We start from the raw sequence: 15072 nt of genomic DNA, 5'->3' as shown, positions 1-15072 counted from the left end.
ATGATTGACAGCAATTCGCCCGAGTTCGTCGAGGCGTTGGCACGGGGTTTGTCGGTTCTGGAGGCTTTCGACGCCAAGGATCCGGAGATGACGCTGGCCGAGCTCTCCCGCAAGGTCGGCATGTCGATCGCCACGGTCAGGCGGAATGTCCTGACGCTCGAAGCGCTCGGTTTCATTCGCCGGCACAACAAGCACTTTCTCCTGGCTCCGCGCATTCTCACCCTCGGGTCCGCCTACCTGAACGCCTTCAATGTCGAAGAAGCGGTTACTCCCGAACTGCACCGGATCACCTCGCTTTTCGGCGATGCCGCCAACATGGCCGTGCTCGACGGGACGAACGTGCTCTACATCGCCCATCTTTCCGAAAGCCGCGGCGTGCGGCGCAATGCCAGCCTCGGCGTCACCTATCCGGCCTACGCGACCTCGATGGGCCGGGTCTTGATGGCGGCTCTTGCGGAAGAGGAGATGGACCGGTTTTTCCAGGCCTATACGCCGTTGAAGCTGACGGACTACACGGTGACCGACGAGGCGGAACTCCGGGAAATCCTGGTCGAGACCCGCGCAAAGGGCTATTCGATCACTGTCGATCAGCTCGATTACGGCATCACCGCGCTTGCCGTACCGGTCAAGGACAATACCGGACGGGTCGTCTGCGCGATCAACAGTTCCGGCTACACGCCCCGGCTGACGCCGGAGGAACTGGTCCAACAGCGCCTGCCGGAACTGCGACTGGCGGCCAATCGGCTCTCGCAACTGTTCAGCCGTTTTCCCGCGCTCGTGCATTCACTGGCGCCAGCCAACCCCACCGCCCGCTGATCCCTCGCAGCCAACTCGTCCTCTGAAATTTTTCAAAGCTCTCGCGACAGGGCTTGACACTCCGCGTCATCGAAATTCATTATACGAATATAAATTCGCCAAGCGAATAAATTTAGAAATGGCGTGGGAGGATTTCATGGCGCGATTGCAAATCGCAGTCATCGTCGGAAGCGCACGGCAAGCGTCGCTCAACAGACTGCTCGCCCTTGCCCTGACGCGGCTCGCGAAGCCCGACGTCGAATTCGAATGGGTGACGATCCGTGACCTGCCGATCTTCGACCAGGACGTGCTGGATGCCGGCGCACCCCCGCAGGTCAAAAGGCTGAAGGCCGAGATCAGGCGAGCCGATGCGCTGCTTTTCGTCACCCCCGAGCACAACCGCTCGATCTCGGCGATGCTGAAAAATGCCATCGATTGGGCTTCGCGGCCCAGGGATAGCAGCGCCTGGGCCGGCAAGCCGGCGGCGATCACCGGCGCTTCCTACGGCCGGATCGGCACCGCAGCGGCGCAGCAGCACCTGCGTGCCATTCTCGGCTGCCTCGACGTTGCCGTGATGGGGCTACCCGAAGCGTTCATCCATCTGCCGCCCGGCCTCATTACGCCCGAAGGCGACGTGACCAATGAGGAAACCCGCCTCTTCCTGCAGCAGTTCATGGATCAGTTCGACCGCTGGGCCAGCCGCTTTGCCGGCAAGGCGAGTGCTGCAGACTAACCATTCTCCAAGGACACCAGCATGAAAATCGGCAAGCAATCCGCGCCCTATCAGGCGATCTGCACCTCGAATCCCGAGACGATCATCGTGCGAGGCCACGACCTCGTCGACAACCTGATCGGCTCGATCTCGTTTACGGAATATACCTGGCTGCTGGTCGCCGGCACTCTGCCGGACGAAAAGCAGCGCCGCATGCTCGACGCGACGCTGGTGGCGATCGCCGAACATGGCCTGGTGCCGAGCGTGCAGGTGGCGCGGATGACGCTCGCCGCCTCTCCCGAAGCGGTTCAGGGCGCCGTCGCCGCCGGCCTTCTCGGCTGCGGTTCGGTCATTCTCGGGGCGTCCGAGACCTCAGGGGCCTTCTTCCGCGATATCCGCGAAGAGGCGGAAGCGAGCGGCAATTCGGTCGAGGCGACCGCCGAAAAGCTGCTTCGCGGCTACAAGCAACAGAAGAAACCGGTGCCCGGCTACGGTCACCCCCTGCACAAAGGCCATGACCCGCGCGCCGAGCGCCTGCTGGCAATCGCGCGCGAACTCGGCGTCGCCGGCATCCATTGCGAAATCGCCAAGACGGTCGAAAGGCTCATCCCCGAGATCATCGGCAGGCCGCTGGTCATGAATGTGTCGAGCGCCATCCCCTGCGTGCTGCTCGATGCGGGATACCCGCTCTTAGCATTGAAGGGCGTGCCGCTTCTGGCCCGCACCGCCGGGCTGATCGGTCACCTGCTCGAGGAACAGACGAGGCCGATCGGCTTCGTCATGTCCGCCGCCGCCGCCAGCGCCATCGAATATGACGGCCCCGCGCCTGACGGCTTCGTGGCAAACGAGAACTAGGACCTGGACATGCTCAAAGCTCTGGACCAAATCCGCATCGTCGAACAGGGCACGTTCATTACCGGCCCCTGCGCCGGGATGATGCTCGCCGATCTCGGCGCCGACGTCATCAAGATCGAGTCGGCCGGCAATGGCGATCCCTATCGAAGCTTCAAGACAGGTTTCTACAGCGCCCATTTTCAGGCCTATAACCGCAACAAACGGGCGATCGGGCTCGATCTCAAAAGCGAGCAGGACCGCGAGATCTTCTACCAGCTCATCGCCCAGGCCGATGTCTACATCCAGAATTTCCGCCCCGGCGCCGCAGGCCGCATCGGCGCCGACTATGAGACCCTGTCGAAGATCAATCCCAGGCTGATCTACTGCTCGATCAGCGGGTTTGGTCCGGACGGCCCCTATGCGCAGCGGCCGGTCTACGATTCCGTCGCGCAGGCCGTCAGCGGGTTTCTCAGCGTCTCGATCGACCCCGAACAACCGCGCTTCATCGGCCCCGCGCTCGCCGATGCGATCACCGGCATATACGCCTCGCTCGGCATCTCGGCGGCGCTGATCGAACGCGGCCGCACCGGCAAGGGCAAGCGCATCGACATTTCCATGATCGAGGCCATGATGCATTTCGCAGTCGAACCCTTCATGGGTTATTTCGCCCTTGGCGAAGAGCCGAGCGGCGTCGACCGCCCGCGCCTCGCACAGGCCTTCATCGTCCGCTGCAAGGATGACAAGCTGTTCGCCTTCCACCTGTCCTCGCTCGACAAATTCTGGGATGCGCTGGTCGAGGCGATCGAGGGCGAGGCGCTCGCCAGGGACGAACGGTTCTCGCAGCGGCTGAAGCGCATCGACAATTACGACGCGCTGAATGCCGAGCTCAACGCGATCTTCGCCACCAGGACGCGGCCGGAATGGGTGGAACGCTTCTCGAAGTTCGACGTGCCCTTCGCGCCGATCAACACCATCCCGGATGTGGTGAACGATCCGCAGGCGCAGCATCTCGAAATGTTCGTGCCGGTCGCAGGCCGGATCGAAGGTGCCGAGCAGACGGTCCGGCCCGCCTATTCGTTCGATGGGGAACACGCAAACACGGTGCGGGCCGCGCCGGTCGTCAACCAGCACGGGGACGAGATCCGCTCGGCGCTGCAAAGCAATCCGACAGCCTGGCCGGCGCTGGACACAGAGACGGCGGCTGTGACGGGTTAGGAATTCGGTCTAACAGACAGGACAAATTCGGAGGAGAAGATGGCAACCCTGGCAGCGGTCCTTGCGACCACCCACCACCCTTTTTACCTGAAGGCGACAACCATGCCGCCGGAACAGCAGATGCCGCAGGCGGCGGAATGGAAACGCAAGGTCGAGGCCTATCGCGAGACCCTGACCCGCGCCAAGCCGGATATCCTGGTCATGGTCGGCGCCGACCATTTCCACCAGTTCTTCCTTGACAACTATCCGACCTTCCTGATCGGCAAGGCGCCGCGCTACGACGCCACCTTCTATAATGAAGAGCGCGAGTTCGGCATTCCGAAATATGTGCTGGAAGGCCATGAGGAACTGTCGAACTTCATGCATCAGGGCCTGATGGACCGCGGTTTCGACTTCGCCTTCAGCCATGAGCTGAAGCTCGACCATTCGATCATCTGCCCGATCATCACCACCCGTCCCGACGCCGACCTCCCGGTCGTGCCGATCTACACCAATATCTTTGCACCGCCGCTGCCTTCGCCGAAACGCTTCTGGGATCTCGGCCGCGCCATCCGCGAGATCATCGACGAGTTCCCGTCCGACAAACGCATCGCCGCCGTCGGCAGCGGGCACCTGTCGCTCGAACTGGGCGGACCGCGGCAGTTCAAGGAAACCGGACCGGACCCGGAATTCGACCGCAAGGCGATCGAATGGCTGTCGACCGGCAATATCGAGGAAATCCTCGCCAATGTGACCCATGAAAGCATGAGCGCCAGTGGTAACGCCACCCACGGCTTCATGGATCTGATCCTGATGATGGGCATCGCCGGGCCGATCCCGACCGCCTATCATGACAATCTCGACCTCTTCCACACGATGGAGGCATACTTCACCTGGTATCCGGAAGGAACAGCCGCATGAGCAAGTATTATGTGAACAAGTTCCTCTTCACCGTCGACCGCGACCCGGAACTGCTTCGCCGCTACAAGGAAGACCCGCGGTCGCTCGTCGCCAGCTGGGAGCAGTCGATCGGCCCGAAGCTGAACGACGCGGAAATCTCGACCATCAACTCCCTGACGGATGCGGAACGCGAGGCGCTCGTCAACCACGACTATGTGGCGTTGTTCGAAATGGGCGCACATTTCTTCCTGTCGCTGACGATCTTCATCGCGATCTACGACGAGGACTATATGGCCAAGAGCGGCCCGCTTTCCTTCCAGCGCGAGTTCGCGGAAAAGCTGAAACACTGGACCGGCAAGGATTACCCGACCATCGCGCTCTGGCAGGCAGCCGCGCGCTGAGAGACGCACACCGGGCAAGCCTCCCGCCGCCGGTTCGGTTGTGGTGGGCATGATTGTTTTTACCTTGGGAGGGGAAGACCATGTGCAGATTCTGCAATAACCGGACGCATGCGCCGGCGGGACTCGGCAGCGGTTCGGGAAGGATCACCGCCGCGCCGGCCAGCATGCCGGTCGGCGTTGGCGATCCCGATCGCCTTACCCTCATCCGCGGAGGCGCGGTGCTCTCCATGGATAACGTCGTCGGCAATTTTTCCAAAGGCGACGTGCTGATCCGCGGATCGCGGATCGTCGAAGTTGCAGCATCGATCACCGCGCCGGAAGCCGCAATTATCGAGGCTTTCGGCATGGTCGTCATGCCGGGTTTCGTCGACACCCATCACCACCAGTTCGAGACGGCGCTTCGAAGCCTGCTTGCCGACGCGATCCTGATCAATGACGGGCGGCCGGAAAGTGCTGCCAACTACTACGAATGGATGCTCCAAAAGTTCTCGGTCCTCTACCGGCCGCAGGATGTCTACATTTCGGAATTGTTCGGCGGCCTGTCCCAGATCGATGCCGGCGTGACGACCGTCATGGACGTCAGCCAGATCCACCATTCGCCGGAACATTCCGATGCGGCGATCACGGCGCTTCGCGATGCCGGGCGGCGCGGCGTCTTCGGCTACTTCGAAGGCTGGGGCGATGCTTCAAAATATCCGGGCGACGCCCGACGCATCAAGGCCGAACATTTTGCGAGCGAGGACCAGTTGCTGACCATGGTCATGGGCGGCGAAATCTATCTGCCGTTCCATGAGGAGGCCTGGGCGCTCGGCCGAGAACTCGGTATTCCGATCGCCCTGCATGTGGTCGGCACGTTCGGCATGCAGCCGATCTTCGACCAGTTGGCGGAGGCCGGAAAATTCGGGCCGGACAACATTTTCATCCACATGACGGGCATGAGCGACATGGCCTGGAAGCGCGCTGCCGACGCAGGCTCGCATATATCGCTCTCCGTACCGATCGAGATGCAGATGCGGCACGGCAACCCGCCGCTGCAACAGGCGCTCGACCTCGGCCTTCAGCCGTCCCTGTCGACGGATGTGGAATGCACCATGACCGCCGACATGTTCACCCAGATGCGCTCGGCGATCACGCTGCAGCGAATGCTGGCGAACGACAAGGCGCTGCGCGGCGAGGAATACCCGAAGCTGCTGTCGGCGATCGACGTTATCCGCTTTGCAACGATCGAAGGCGCGCGAGGCCTCAAGCTCGATCACAAGACCGGCACGCTGACGCCCGGCAAGGAAGCCGACATCATCCTGCTCGATGCGAATGCCATCAACGTCGCCCCGCTCAATCACGTCCCCGGTGCCATCGTCACGCTGATGGAGCGGTCCAACGTCTCGACGGTGCTTTGCGCCGGCCAAATCCGCAAATGGCAGGGCACGCTGCTTGGTCATGACATCGCCAGGCTGAGGTCGGAACTGGAAGCAAGCCGCGACTTCCTGCTCGATGCCGCCGGAATCAGACCCGATCTGTTCTAGGTTGAAGCGCGATCGTCAATCCGCCGATGCCCGCGCCTGCGATGAGCGCCTTCATGACCAGTTCCTCCCTCCCGTGTCGAGACGCAAAACGCAGACCGCCACCATCTACCGCGGCGTCACTCGTCTTTTGTATTCGAGCTGCATCGCCACGAAATCGGCCGTGTTTTCCCGATAGCGCTCACCGATCGCCTTCAGCGTCGCATCCAGCGCTTCCGCCGGTTTGCGGGCAAGCGGCGCTCCGGGCACGGGCACCGCCGACGCGCTTGTGTTCACCTGGTCGGGAACGATGCGGATACCGCCGCGGCTCTCCACGGCATCCGCGCCGGTTGCGAAGGTCATCACGCGCGAGCGATAGGTGCGCGACCAGGCATCCGCGACGAGAGCGAGCGAAACTTCGTCCACGCCTTGAGACAGTTCGATGCCGAGCGTTTCCCGGCGCCAGAAGGCGAGCGAGTTGCCGATTGCCGTCAATGCGAAGGGCCGCGTGAACGCGAAGGCGCCGCTGTCATGTCGCGCATCCCAATCCGCGACGCCCAGCTCGGCCGCGACAGACTGGGCTTTCTCCCGGCCCGCGATCGCCTCGATCAGCGTCAGCGACATCGGCATGGAGGCGCTGATGCCCGTCGTCGTCGCAACGCGACCGTCGACGAGATAGCGGCGGTCGGCGACATGGCGGATGCTCGGATGTTCCTCCAGCATGGCCTCCAGCGAATACCAGTGGGTCGTGGCTTTTCGGCCGTCGAGAAGGCCGGTGGCCGCAACCACCCTGGCACCGACACAGACGCCGATGATCATCGCACCTTTGTCGGCTTGGCTCCTGATCCAGCGCAACGCTGCCGGATCATCCTCGCGCACCATGGCCGGGACGATGACGTAGTCGGCGCCTTCCGGATGCTGCCTGTCGAATTCAAAGATCGTCGCCTGCGGTTCGACCTTCAAAGCCGGATAGAGCGCCATCGGCCCAGGATGCGTCGCCAACGCCACCACGTCGGCCACATCGGCGCGGCGCAGGATTCCGTAGGGCATCAGATAGTCGGTGATCTCCGTCCCGTCGTTGATGCCGACGATGGCGATCACGGGACGGGCGCGTTTCCGCAGCTTCAAGGCCTCGACCGTGGCACGCGTCTCCTCGCCGGGGACAGGTTTGGCGTCGCCCCCCGATGAGCCGGACGGCAGAGAGACTATCCAGCCCCCGGCGACCACCAGGAGAACCGCAGCAAGTCCCAACCCGCCCGCAAGAACAAAGCGCCATTTCATGACAGTTTCGCCGATCGATCGGTTGCCTCTGTTTGCAGGCAAAGTTACCGCTGCTATCGTCTGACTGAAATGACATTAATCGGGCAAAAACTGCCATGGCTCGCACAATTGCTCTCGTGGTGCATCCGGGTTTCCAGCTTCTCGATGCGGCCGGGCCGACGTCGGCGTTCGAGATGGCGGAGCGATTCCGGCCGGGCAGTTACGACCTGGTGCTGATGGCGCCGGGCGGTGGAGAGATCGAGAGCTCGTCGGGCCTCAAACTTTCGGCTGCGCCGCTTGCGGATGGGCCGTTCGACACGGTGATGATCTCGGGCGGCGAGATCATCCGCTCCATGGAGGCCGTGCACGACATTCTTGAATGGCTGAGACGCACAAGCGCACGCCGCCTGACGAGCGTTTGTTCCGGGGCCTATCTGCTCGCCGAAGCCGGGTTGCTCGACGGGCGCCGGGCCACCACCCATTGGAACAGTTCGCACGACTTTTCCCGGCGCTACCCCAAGATAGAAATGCACGCCGAACGCATCTATGTCCAGGACGGTCCTGTCTGGACCTCGGCCGGCATTTCCGCCGGTATCGACCTGGCGCTTGCCTTGATAGAGGATGACCTGGGACCGGACATTGCGCGAAGGGCGGCACAGCAGCTCGTCGTTCATCAGCGCCGGCCGGGTGGCCAGTCGCAGTTTTCAGCGCTCGTCGAACTCGGGGGACACACGGGCAGGTTCTTGGCGCTGATCGACTGGATGCGCGAGCATCTGGCCGAGCGGCTGACCGTCGAGCGCCTCGCCGACCAGGCGGCGATGAGCCCGCGCAACTTTGCCAGGGCGTTTGCAGCCGAAACCGGCACGACACCCGCCAAGGCCGTGGAGCGCCTGCGGCTGGAAACGGCGCGGACGGCGGTCGAGACCAGCCATGCGCCGCTCGAACATATTGCCGAGGCCGCCGGTTTCGGCGACGCCGGGCGAATGCGGCGAGCGTTCCTGAGAAGCTTGGGACAGCCCCCGCAGGCGCTCAGGCGTGGATACAAATAACTTAGGACGCAGATAGCCCCTCAAAGGCGCGCCTAGAACTCCTGCCAGTCGTTGCTGACCGCAGCGGCCGCGGAGCCGCCGGAGAAGGCGGTGGCAACCCTGCGGGCCAGATTGCGGGCCGGCGAGGAAGCCGGCGTGTCGCGGCGATCGGCCGGACGCGGAACGTGGCGCTGACCGGGCAGCTTGAACTGGGCCAGCAATTCGTTGAGCGATGCCGCATCTCTGGCGAGACCATGGCTTGCGGCGGTCGATTCCTCGACCATGGCGGCATTTTTCTGGGTATCCTGGTCCATCTGATTGACGGCCGTGTTGATCTGCTGAAGGCCCGAAGACTGTTCCTGGGCCGACTCCACGATCGCGTTGACGTGCCGGTTGATTTCCTGCACTTCGGCAACGATCGTGACCAGCGCCTGTCCGGTCTGGCCCACCAGCTGCACCCCGGCGTTGACCTGCTCGTTCGACGTCGTGATCAGTGCCTTGATCTCCTTGGCGGCCTTGGCGGAGCGCTGGGCGAGTTCGCGCACTTCCTGGGCAACGACGGCAAACCCCTTGCCCGCATCGCCCGCACGGGCCGCTTCGACGCCGGCGTTCAATGCCAGAAGATTGGTCTGGAAGGCGATATCGTCGATGACGCCGATGATGTTGGAAATCTCGCCGGAGGACTTCTCGATCTGTTCCATCGCCTTGACGGCGTGCTGGACGACCTCGCCGGAGTTTTCCGCTCCGCTGCGGGTGCGGGCAACCAGCGCGCCGGCCTCCTGAGCGCGCTTGGTGGCGTCCTTGACGGTTGTGGTGATTTCTTCGAGAGCCGCGGCGGTTTCCTCGACGGAGGCCGCCTGCTGCTCGGTGCGCTTCGCCAGATCGTCGGCGGCTGCCTTGATCTCCGCAGAACCGGCCTGGATGCTACGGGCATTCTCCGCCACCTGCTCCAGGGCCGTCTGCAGCTTGGTAGCCGAGGCGTTGAAATCGTTGCGGACACCGTCCAGCGACGCGGTGAACTGCTTTTCGATGCGATAGGACACGTTGCCGTCGGACAGATGGCTCAGGCCCTCCGCCAGATTGTCGACGGCGAACTTGATCTCGGCGGCTTCGCGCGTCTTCTGGGTTTCGCGCTCCATGCGCTCGCGCTCGGACAGGCCGCGATTGTCTTCGGCTTCCCGTTCCAGGCGGGCACGCTCCAGCGCGTTGTCGCGGAAGATGGCGACGGCCTTGGCCATCTCGCCGATTTCGTCCTTGCGGTCGAGGCCGTCGATGGCAGCTTCCGTCTGGCTGGCAGCCAGCGAAGCCATACGCTCACGCAGTCGGGCCATCGGCGCGGTGATGCCCTTATGGGCGATGGTCATGGACAGGACGGCGGCGATCGCGATGCCGAAAAGCATGCCGCCGATCGCATAGGTGATGGTGCTGGACACCGATTGGCTCAGCGTCTTGGCGCCGTTGTTGAGGATTTCCGCCATGGCGCCATTGTTGGCGCCGAATTTCGGCGAGAGATCGACGATCGCCTGATCGAGCTTGGCCGAGAGCGTACGGACTTTTTCCTCCTCGCCTGCGGTATGAGCCTTGAGAAGATCGTCGCCGATCGCCTTCAGTGCGTCCGCACCGGCAAGCAGTTCGTCGATCGCAGCCTTGCGGCTCGGCACCAGCGCCGGGATCTGGCTCAACCGGTCACGGGCGCCGGCAAATTCCTTGGAAAACCGGCCGGAAAGATCCTGGAATGCCGCGCTTGCCGGGTCCTGGGCGAGCGCACGGCTCAGCCATGTCGTCGCGGTCCACATGCCGGCCGCGCCGCGGGGTCCGAAGGTCGCCGCGTTGCTTTCCTTCTGCAGGAAGCCGGAATAGGCCTCGTTGGCGGCGCTGAACCTGCTGGTGACATACATCAGGCCTGCGAGGGAAATGACCGCGAGGATGGCAATCGCCATGAGAAATTTTGTTTTAATCTTCAAATTCTTGAGCATCAGATACCTCGAAAAACGCTGAAAGAGCGACAGAGCATCGAAAATTGAAAAAGCCGGAGCCGTGCCGGGCGGTGCACATCATGCGCAGGGTGATCGAACTTGATCCTTCGTTTTTCATAAGCGCTTTTTCATAATAAAATCTTACTCTTGCCGCAGCGCGTCAAATGCACATTCGGACCTTGCGGGTGGATTTCACCACTGCTTAACCAAAGGCGGCAGAAAGCAATCTCGTTTGTTGCGGCGCACAATGGACTGCCTTTAACTGGGAGGCGGACCATGGTCTCGGTTCCCCGTCAAACCGGTCAAATTGATATGAAATCAACTATCCATAATCGAAGGATTTCAACGTGAATTTTTCACGCCGCAACATCATGACGCTTTCAGCGGCCGCTCTTGCAACCGCCTTCCCGAAAACGGCATCCGCCCAGGCGATCGGCTTTACGCCGAGCCCCATCTATCCCGATCCGGCTATCCAAATCCTCGATCCGAGCTTTGCGAAATATCGTGTCGCCAGCAGCTCGCTCGAACAGGTCGCAACCGGCGCTCGCTGGCTGGAAGGTCCGGTCTGGTTCGGCGACGGGCGCTATCTGCTTGTCAGCGACATTCCGAACAATCGGGTCATGCGCTATGACGAAGCCAATGAAAGCTGGAGCGTCTACAACGCCAACTCCAACTATGCCAATGGCCACGCCCGCGACCGCCAGGGCCGCTTGCTTTCCTGCGAACATCTGACACGCCGGGTCACCCGCACGGAATATGACGGATCGATCACCGTGCTCGCGGACAACTACAACGGCAAGAGGCTCAACTCCCCGAACGATATCGTCTGCAAATCCGACGGCTCCATCTGGTTCACCGACCCGCCCTTCGGCATCGCCGGCGAGTGGGAGGGCGAGAAGGGCACGGCGGAGCTGCCGCATTCCGTCTATCGCATAACGCCGGACGGCAAGCTTGGCCTCGTCACCGACGAACTGAAGGGCCCGAACGGCCTCGCATTTTCACCGGATGAAAAGAAGCTCTACATCGTCGAAGGGCGCGCATCGCCATTCCGCATAGTCTGGAGCTACGATGTCGGCGCAGACGGCGTGAAGCTTTCGAACAAGACGGCGCTGGTGACGGCCGACGACAACGGCGGTCTCGATGGCTTCAAGGTCGACGTCGATGGCAATCTCTGGTGCGGCTGGGGAGCGAACGGCGCTGCAGGCGCCAGGCCCGAGGATCTGAACGGCGTCAAGATATTCAACCCGACCGGTAAGGCGATCGGCTTCATCAAGCTTCCGGAACGATGCCCGAACCTTGTCTTCGGCGGCCCGAAAAGGAACCGCCTCTATATGGCGAGCAGCCACTCGGTCTACGCGATCTACGTGGAAACCCGCGGCGCAGTTTAATCACCGCGACGAAATCCGAAGCGGCCGGCCGTCAGGTCCGGTCGCTTCCGCCGTGACCGCCGCTGCGCCACGCTTTTCCCAGCAATCCGCATCGCCGCGCCGTCGTCTTGCCATGCTCGTCAGCGGATCCCGAGGTTAGACTGGACGCCGCGATATCTACCCCGTCTTTCCGGCTGAAAGCCGAAAGACTCTTTTCTGTACCCCGCCGACAGCGGCCGGGGCTTCATCGAATTCTCGAGACTCCGGACAGGCTGCTTTGAAACGTTCCTGTTCAGGAAATCCATATGGATCAGGCTGAGTGCCTTGCGGTACCGGGCGCAGTGTCGTCGCCGCCATTTTCCGCAGACCCCCCGATTTTCAGGGTCGGTCATGTTTTCTTAACATTCGTCATTTTTTATCACGCGAATTGCGAATCCTGATCACATTGTCCGAAATCAATCTCAAAATGCATTTTACGGGGGCTGTATCATGCGGACTGGCTATGGGTTTCACGGAACCAGGAAACCGGCGCTACTTTCGGGGATCTGCTTGGCGGCGCTTATGGCCCTGTCCACGGGCTCGGCCTCCGCGGTCGATCTTTGGACCGGAGGAACAAGCACTGACTGGATGGACGGGAGCAACTGGTCGAACGGAATCCCTCCCATTCCAGCTGAATCCGTCAACATTGGTACTACGGGCGTAACGCCGCCAAATTCAGCCGTCATCGGCGTCGGTGGGCCGGTCAGCGTGTCGGTGGGGACCACATCCGTAGGCCAAACCGGTACACTGCCCGGCGTTCTGACGATCCAGAACGGCAGCACTCTGACCAGCACTAACACCAGCCGACTTGGGTTTTCGGTCGGAAGTACCGGAATCGCGACTGTCACCGGAGCAGGGTCACAATGGAACGTAAATGTTGGGAGTTTCAATATCGGCGTCAATGGTGCTGGCACGCTCAACATCGCGAACGGCGGGAAAGTCGTCACGGTCAGCAACACGGTGCTGGGCAGCGGCGTCCAGTCGTCCGGCACGCTTAACATCAGCAGCGGCGGCACGCTGCAGGCTCAAACCTTGCGGATCGGCAGCGGTACAGGCCAGGCCAATTTCAACGATGGCATCCTGCGCGCGACGGTCGCTAACGCGACCTTCATCAACGGATTTTCCGGCACCGAACTCAACCTTCTCGCCGGCGGGCTGACGATCGATACCGCCGGCTTTGCCGTGGGAACCGACGCAACGTCGGGCATCGGCGGCCTGACCGTCACCGGTGTCGGCGGGATTTTCAACCTGCAGGCAAACAGCATTTATTCAGGCGAGACGCAGATCGAATTCGGCAGCAGCCTCGCCCTTACCGGCGCCGGCGCCGTTGCCAATTCCAGCCGGGTCGTGGCAGACGGCACCTTTGACGTTTCGGCATCCGCGGCTCCGGCGATCCGCAGCCTGGCCGGCAGCGGCACAGTGGTGCTCGGGGCTCAAACCCTGACGATCACCAATGCCAACGACACATTCGCGGGCGTCATCGGCGGCACGGGCGGACTGACGGTCACCGGCGGCAGCCAAACGCTTTCGGGCGTCAACACCTATACCGGCGCGACGACGGTGAGCGGTGGCCGGCTTGCCGTCAACGGCTCGATCACCAGCCCGGTCACGACATCGGGAGCCGGCATTCTCGGCGGCACCGGCACGATCTTCGGCGATGTCACCAATAGTGGTACGATCGCGCCCGGCAATTCGATCGGCACGCTGACGATCGCGGGCAACTACACCGGCACGGGCGGCACGCTCGAAGTCGAGGCCGTGCTCGGGGGCGACGCCTCGCCGAGCGACCTCCTCGTGGTGACGGGCAATATCGCAGGCACGACGAACGTCACGGTCATCAATCTCGGCGGCGGTGGCGCGCAAACCGTCGAAGGCATCAAGATCGTCGATGTCGGGGGCACGTCCGCCGGCACCTTTTCGCTGCTCGGCGACTATGTGTTCGAGGGCGATCAGGCCGTGGTCGGCGGAGCCTACGCCTATCGGCTTTACCAGGGCGGCGTCAGCACGCCTGCCGACGGTGACTGGTATCTGCGTTCGACCCTGCTCAATCCGGCAGGCGTAGGGATCGGTATGGTCTATGCGCCGAGCGTTCCTCTCTACGAGACCTATGCCGGAGTTCTGCAGACGCTCAACGAATTCGGCACTTTGCGCCAGCGCAGCAGCGGACGGGCGATCGACATCGGACAAGCGGAGAACGAGCCGATCGAGGCGATCTGGACCCGCATCGACGGCGCGCACGCGCATCTCAATCCGAGAACGTCGACAACCGGCACCGAATACGATGTGGACACCTGGACGATGCAGGCGGGCGTCGACGGCATGCTGCATGAAGGCAGGAGCGGCGCGCTGATCGGCGGTCTCAACTTTCACTTCGAGACGGCCTCCGCGGATATCTCCTCGCGCTTTGGCAAAGGCAGCATCGATACAACAGGCTATGGCTTAACGGCACCCTGACCTGGCTCGGCAATAGCGGCTTCTACGTCGATACCCAGGCCGCCATCACCTCGTATGACAGCAATCTCAACTCCAGGACGCTCCAATCCACACTTGCCGATGGCAATGATGGCTTCGGTTATGGCCTGAGCGTCGAAGGCGGACAGAAGATCGCGCTGACGCGCCAGTGGTCGCTGACGCCGCAGGCGCAGCTGGCCTATTCCTCCGTTCGGTTCGACGACTTCACCGACGCCTATGGCGCCGCCGTATCGCTGGACGATGCCGACAGCCTGACCGGCCGCCTCGGCGTCTCGGCCGATTACGACAGCGGCTGGAAGGACGCGACGGGAAGGATCAGCCGCTCGAAATTCTACGGCATCGCCAATCTCTATTACGACTTCCTCGACGGCTCGAATGTCGAGGTCTCCGGTATCGACGTCGTCAGCGAGAACCAGCCGCTCTGGGGCGGCCTCAGCCTGGGCGGCTCGCTCAGTTGGTCCGACGACCGGTATGCAATCCACGGGGAAGCCTTCGCCCGCACCAGCCTCAGGGACTTCGGCGCCAGCAACAGCATCGGCGCCAAGGTCGGGTTCAGCGCGAAGTGGTAATGTGATCGGTGCCGACGCCGCGATAT

The 15072-nt window shown here is 62.5% G+C and carries 11 protein-coding genes and 1 pseudogene; 10 read left to right on the top strand and 2 right to left on the bottom strand.

Translation table 11 applies throughout. From position 1 onward, the window contains the following. The 7 genes from GQ59_RS05295 (at position 1) to GQ59_RS05265 (ending at position 6359) form a co-directional block, all read left to right on the top strand. Complete coding sequence (locus tag GQ59_RS05295) at positions 1–816, top strand: IclR family transcriptional regulator domain-containing protein (protein ID WP_037078504.1); 816 nt, start codon at positions 1–3, stop codon at positions 814–816. Between the two features lie 136 nt (positions 817–952). Continuing rightward, positions 953–1528, top strand: coding sequence for an NADPH-dependent FMN reductase (locus GQ59_RS05290; RefSeq protein WP_037078502.1), 576 nt, complete (start codon positions 953–955; stop codon positions 1526–1528). A gap of 21 nt (positions 1529–1549) precedes the next feature. Then, positions 1550–2362, top strand: coding sequence for a citryl-CoA lyase (locus tag GQ59_RS05285; RefSeq protein WP_037078500.1), 813 nt, complete (start codon positions 1550–1552; stop codon positions 2360–2362). Between the two features lie 9 nt (positions 2363–2371). Continuing rightward, on the top strand, positions 2372–3556 hold the full coding sequence (locus tag GQ59_RS05280) for a CaiB/BaiF CoA transferase family protein (RefSeq protein ID WP_051903802.1): 1185 nt from the start codon (positions 2372–2374) through the stop codon (positions 3554–3556). Positions 3557–3595: 39 nt separating this feature from the next. After that, positions 3596–4456 (top strand): DODA-type extradiol aromatic ring-opening family dioxygenase, encoded by an 861-nt coding sequence (locus GQ59_RS05275; protein WP_037078498.1) that lies wholly within the window; start codon positions 3596–3598, stop codon positions 4454–4456. Next, positions 4453–4836, top strand: coding sequence for a hypothetical protein (locus GQ59_RS05270; RefSeq protein ID WP_037078496.1), 384 nt, complete (start codon positions 4453–4455; stop codon positions 4834–4836). Before GQ59_RS05275 ends, GQ59_RS05270 begins: the two co-directional genes overlap by 4 nt. Before the next feature lie 80 nt (positions 4837–4916). Next, positions 4917–6359 carry an amidohydrolase family protein gene (locus GQ59_RS05265; protein WP_037078495.1) on the top strand — a complete coding sequence of 481 codons (1443 nt, stop codon included), beginning with the start codon at positions 4917–4919 and terminating at the stop codon, positions 6357–6359. Positions 6360–6464: 105 nt separating this feature from the next. Here the strand turns inward: GQ59_RS05265 and GQ59_RS05260 are convergent, their stop codons facing one another. Continuing rightward, a complete protein-coding gene (locus tag GQ59_RS05260) occupies positions 6465–7616 on the bottom strand; it encodes a DJ-1/PfpI family protein (RefSeq protein ID WP_037078493.1) in 1152 nt (383 codons plus the stop codon). A gap of 95 nt (positions 7617–7711) precedes the next feature. On the opposite strand from GQ59_RS05260, the gene GQ59_RS05255 reads away from it, so the two are divergent. Continuing rightward, entirely contained in the window at positions 7712–8644 is a 933-nt protein-coding gene (locus GQ59_RS05255) for a GlxA family transcriptional regulator (RefSeq protein ID WP_037078490.1), read from the top strand. 32 nt (positions 8645–8676) lie between these two features. Here the strand turns inward: GQ59_RS05255 and GQ59_RS05250 are convergent, their stop codons facing one another. Further along, positions 8677–10599, bottom strand: coding sequence for a methyl-accepting chemotaxis protein (locus tag GQ59_RS05250; protein ID WP_037078487.1), 1923 nt, complete (start codon positions 10597–10599; stop codon positions 8677–8679). 347 nt (positions 10600–10946) lie between these two features. On the opposite strand from GQ59_RS05250, the gene GQ59_RS05245 reads away from it, so the two are divergent. Both GQ59_RS05245 and GQ59_RS05240 read left to right on the top strand, forming a co-directional pair. Continuing rightward, a complete protein-coding gene (locus GQ59_RS05245) occupies positions 10947–11987 on the top strand; it encodes an SMP-30/gluconolactonase/LRE family protein (protein WP_037078485.1) in 1041 nt (346 codons plus the stop codon). 468 nt (positions 11988–12455) lie between these two features. Then, positions 12456–15046, top strand: a pseudogene (locus GQ59_RS05240) (autotransporter family protein). Positions 15047–15072 lie beyond the last annotated feature (26 nt).

The organism is Neorhizobium vignae, from assembly GCF_000732195.1.
GTDB classification, from domain to species: domain Bacteria; phylum Pseudomonadota; class Alphaproteobacteria; order Rhizobiales; family Rhizobiaceae; genus Neorhizobium; species Neorhizobium vignae.
The sequence above is the reverse complement of the archived record's forward strand: the minus strand, read 5'-3'. Positions and strand labels throughout refer to the sequence as shown.

Excerpts from the sequence above, each read along its gene's own strand:
- GQ59_RS05255 (WP_037078490.1), top strand. The coding sequence starts at position 7,712 with ATGGCTCGCACAATTGCTCTCGTGGTGCATCCGGGTTTCCAGCTTCTC.
- GQ59_RS05280 (WP_051903802.1), top strand. The coding sequence starts at position 2,372 with ATGCTCAAAGCTCTGGACCAAATCCGCATCGTCGAACAGGGCACGTTC.
- GQ59_RS05265 (WP_037078495.1), top strand. The coding sequence starts at position 4,917 with ATGTGCAGATTCTGCAATAACCGGACGCATGCGCCGGCGGGACTCGGC.
- GQ59_RS05295 (WP_037078504.1), top strand. The coding sequence starts at position 1 with ATGATTGACAGCAATTCGCCCGAGTTCGTCGAGGCGTTGGCACGGGGT.
- GQ59_RS05270 (WP_037078496.1), top strand. The coding sequence starts at position 4,453 with ATGAGCAAGTATTATGTGAACAAGTTCCTCTTCACCGTCGACCGCGAC.
- GQ59_RS05285 (WP_037078500.1), top strand. The coding sequence starts at position 1,550 with ATGAAAATCGGCAAGCAATCCGCGCCCTATCAGGCGATCTGCACCTCG.
- GQ59_RS05250 (WP_037078487.1), bottom strand. The coding sequence starts at position 10,599 with ATGCTCAAGAATTTGAAGATTAAAACAAAATTTCTCATGGCGATTGCC.
- GQ59_RS05260 (WP_037078493.1), bottom strand. The coding sequence starts at position 7,616 with ATGAAATGGCGCTTTGTTCTTGCGGGCGGGTTGGGACTTGCTGCGGTT.
- GQ59_RS05290 (WP_037078502.1), top strand. The coding sequence starts at position 953 with ATGGCGCGATTGCAAATCGCAGTCATCGTCGGAAGCGCACGGCAAGCG.
- GQ59_RS05275 (WP_037078498.1), top strand. The coding sequence starts at position 3,596 with ATGGCAACCCTGGCAGCGGTCCTTGCGACCACCCACCACCCTTTTTAC.